This window comes from Microcystis sp. LE19-195.1E (genome assembly GCF_027532095.1).
Classification (GTDB): domain Bacteria; phylum Cyanobacteriota; class Cyanobacteriia; order Cyanobacteriales; family Microcystaceae; genus Microcystis; species Microcystis aeruginosa.
Genome location: NZ_JAPZSZ010000080.1, coordinates 1 through 3,378 on the forward strand (window position 1 = coordinate 1; position 3,378 = coordinate 3,378).

General features: G+C 44.8%; 6 protein-coding genes. 2 read left to right on the forward strand and 4 right to left on the reverse strand.

Going from position 1 to position 3,378, the window contains the following annotated elements; genetic code table 11:
* A partial coding sequence (locus tag O9300_RS04870; protein ID WP_287970364.1) for an RNA-guided endonuclease InsQ/TnpB family protein occupies positions 1–344 on the reverse strand: 344 nt, incomplete at its 3' end.
* Between the two features lie 114 nt (positions 345–458).
* On the opposite strand from O9300_RS04870, the gene O9300_RS04875 reads away from it, so the two are divergent.
* The gene (locus tag O9300_RS04875; protein WP_002758892.1) at positions 459–833 is read left to right on the forward strand and encodes a DUF433 domain-containing protein; all 375 of its coding nucleotides are present in this window, start codon (positions 459–461) and stop codon (positions 831–833) included.
* The gene (locus tag O9300_RS04880) at positions 830–1,222 is read left to right on the forward strand and encodes a DUF5615 family PIN-like protein (protein WP_287659118.1); all 393 of its coding nucleotides are present in this window, start codon (positions 830–832) and stop codon (positions 1,220–1,222) included. Before O9300_RS04875 ends, O9300_RS04880 begins: the two co-directional genes overlap by 4 nt.
* Here the strand turns inward: O9300_RS04880 and O9300_RS19630 are convergent.
* The 3 genes from O9300_RS19630 to O9300_RS04890 all read right to left on the reverse strand — a co-directional run bounded on the left by O9300_RS19630 (position 1,189) and on the right by O9300_RS04890 (position 3,306).
* Entirely contained in the window at positions 1,189–1,371 is a 183-nt protein-coding gene (locus O9300_RS19630) for a hypothetical protein (protein WP_409888533.1), read from the reverse strand. The genes O9300_RS04880 and O9300_RS19630 overlap by 34 nt on opposite strands.
* Positions 1,372–1,615: 244 nt before the next feature.
* Entirely contained in the window at positions 1,616–2,920 is a 1,305-nt protein-coding gene (locus tag O9300_RS04885; protein ID WP_287970365.1) for an ABC transporter substrate-binding protein, read from the reverse strand.
* Positions 2,921–3,066: 146 nt separating this feature from the next.
* Entirely contained in the window at positions 3,067–3,306 is a 240-nt protein-coding gene (locus O9300_RS04890) for a hypothetical protein (RefSeq protein ID WP_287970366.1), read from the reverse strand.
* Between the last annotated feature and the right edge of the window lie 72 nt (positions 3,307–3,378).

Here is a 3,378-nt window from a genome sequence, read left to right on the forward strand (position 1 = left end):
GATTTGGTAAATTCGGCACTTCCTCCCTGATGTTTTTTCTTAAAGTTAGGATACTTAGTACGACCAGCAAAGAAATTAGTAAAAGCTGTTTGTAAATGTCTTAAACCTTGTTGTAAAGGTACACAGCTTACCTCATTGAGAAAGTCTAATTCTTCTTGCTTTTTCCAATCGGTCAACATTGAAGAAGTTTGAGCGTAGCCTACTCTTTCTTGCTTTTCGTACCAAGCTTGTGTTCGTTCATGGAGAGCTTTATTGTAAACCAATCTTACACAGCCCAATGTGCGCCGCAATAGCGACTCTTGTTCGGGTGTGGGGTAAAATCGGGAAGAATAGGCTTTTTCCATGTCTCATATTTTAGCATATATTTCGTAAATGTGCTAATATTTAACAGTAAAGCCGTCGTAAAACGGCGGGGTTTCAGACCCAAATTTTCGATGAAATTCTAGAAGGTTATGAGTATGGTTCTGGTATCCAACGGGCAATCAGCTATTATTCGTACAGAGCGTGGATTGACAATCGCCGGTACGCGAATTACCCTTTATGATGTTATGGATTACCTAAAGGCTCAGTATCCCCCCAAGCTGATTCGTGAAAAACTTGGTCTTAATGATAGACAGATTGATTCAGCCCTAGCATACATTGAGACTCATTGTACTGAGGTTGAAGCCGAGTATCAAGAATGCTTGCAGACAGCGACAGAAATTCGTCAATACTGGGAAGAGCGAAATCGTGAGCGATTTGCCAAGATTGCGGCGATGCCCCCTAAGCCTGGTCAAGAAACCATTCGTGCGAAGCTTCAAGAGTGGAAAGCACGCATTGAATCTCAATCATGAACTTTCTGATTGACTACAACTTAACGGGCGATGTTGTTTTATTCTGGGGAACCCTCTCAGCAGAAGGATGGCTTGATCTTTTGCCCATCCGCTTCTTCACCTTTCAGGATGTTGGATTGCCGATGGATAGTAGTGATCGGGTTGTTTGGCAATTTGCTCAAAACACTCAGATGATTTTAATTACAGCAAATCGAAATATGAAAGGAATTGATTCGCTGGAACAAACCATACGTGAAGAAAATACACCCGCTTCCCTGCCAATTCTGACAATTGGAAACCCTGAGCGCTTTGATGAAAGTAGCTATCGGCAAAGATGTGCTACCCGCTTGATTGAGATTTTATTTGATCTAGAAAACTATATGGGAGTCGGTCGAATTTTCATCCCATAAGACTGTTGGGGAAATTCAGGGACTTTTTCCCTGAAAATTAGGTAATTGACCCCCTCAAAATCTGTAAAACCCCACACCCCACCTGCCCCCCCGATGTCGGGGGGGTTGGGGGGGTTACACCCTGCCCCTAGGAAAAACTTTTTCAGCAGACCCTAATTAAGACAGGTAAATGAGTCAATTTGACCCACAAAGATGATCTTTTTTTTGTGTAGTTTTGTTGCAAAAAAAAAAGTTTTTTTGACAAAAAGCACAAAGTATGAATGATGAATTATGAAGTGGGGTAGTGAAGTAGTGGGGAAGTGGAGCATTTGGCTGAAATTTCCCTAAACCCCTAAATCCCTATCACCCTATCCCCTACCTGCTGCCTTCTGCCTCCTGATCACTGATTACTGATTACTGATTAGGTGTCACCTGATCGATAACCTTGAGAGTCCCGTCATCCTTGACAGTCCAGACATCGTAACTACCGACCACATCGCCATTTTCATCGATATCCACATTGCCACTGGCCCCCTGATAGTTAATATCCTCGCCTTTGCGAATCATTTCCATGGCTTGACAAGCATCGGTTACTTCCGTCCCCGGACCGTTAGCCACCTCACGAATCTTGCTTTGAATCCCTTCACCAGTGTTAGATTTAGCCGCCTCAGCTGCTAACATCAATAAAACCGCCGCGTCCCAAGTATGGGGAACAAAAGCGGTGACATCCTTGCCAGTTTTTTCCTTCCAGAGAGTAGTAAAAGCGCTTAAAGCTTGACCGTCGGCCCCAGGGACTGTACCTAGGGCCCCAGCAATAATTGACTTACCATCGGTTCCTTTCCCCACCTGTTTGGTGAAATCTTCCGAATAAACCCCATCGGTGAGGAGGACGGTAACTCCTTTGGTCAATCCCTGTTTATAGGCCGCTTGCAGTAATAAACTGCCCGTTTCAGCGTAAAGGACTGCCGCTACAGCATCCGGTTGGTTAGCGAAGGCAGCCGCCGCTTCACTATCGAGAGTGGCAGCTTTCGGGTCATAACGGACAGGATTTTGCTTATTAGTGATAGTGCCGCCTAATTTATCGAAAGCGCTCACGAATTCCCGTTCAAATCCGACTCCGTAATCGTTATTGATCACGACGGTGGCCACATTTTGAAAACCCTTTTTCTTAGCTAGGACCGCTAAAGCTTGAGCTTGGTAGGTGTCCGGGGGAGCCGTCCGCGCCCAAAAACCTTTAAAATCGCCTTTTTTCGCCCTGTCAGTAAATACAGGACTGGTGCTACCCGGAGAGACTAACATAACTTTCTTTCTCACCGCCACATCGACCGCTGCTCCTGAGACGCTACTGGCAAAGGAACCGATCACACCGGCTACTTTATCCACCTCCGCTAGTTTCGTCATCGCTGAAGCACCGGCGGCGGGATCGGTTTGGTCATCTTCTTTCACGAGGGTGACGGGTTTGCCATTGACTCCACCACAGGCATTGATAGTCTCTACCGCTAGGGCGGCTGCTTCGGGCATATTTTGACCAATGGCGGCTAAATCTCCGGTAATGGGCAGTAAAGCCCCTAATTTTAAGCCTTGATCACCGGGGCCAGTGGTGGTGGGACTAGAGGCAGTGTTATCGGGGGTTTGGGCATTATTACAAGCGGTTAAAAAATTAGCTAACAGGCTGATGCTCAGGGTTAGGGCTAGGGGCGATCGAATATATCTCTGCATGGCAGTAAAATCAAGGATGAGTCAAGGTTGCAAGACTGAAAAGCCCGGACTGGGAAAATTCTAATCGATGTTAGCATTCTCTTCAAATCAAACAGGTTTCCATCTTAATTTAGATATTGATGGAAAAAATGGCTAATTTGTTCGACCTATGCCGTCGGGTGTGGGGTGTGGGAAGTTTTTTCAGTGATCAGTAAACAGTAAACAGTAAACAGTAAACTGAAAACGGTTCTTTTTGTTTGTCTTAGGCAATAAACGGGGCTATAAGGGATAAAACCCTTATATATAAAGACATTGATGCGATCTTTGTTAATTGTTTTCGGCTCTTCGGGAATTGTTATGCAAATAATTAACTTAAAATAAAATTCGATGAGAGCGCCTACGCTCAAAAGTAGCTGAAATCCATACAGGGAAGGACTTAAGGCACAAACAGGTTAATACCAAAAGATAGACAATTGAGT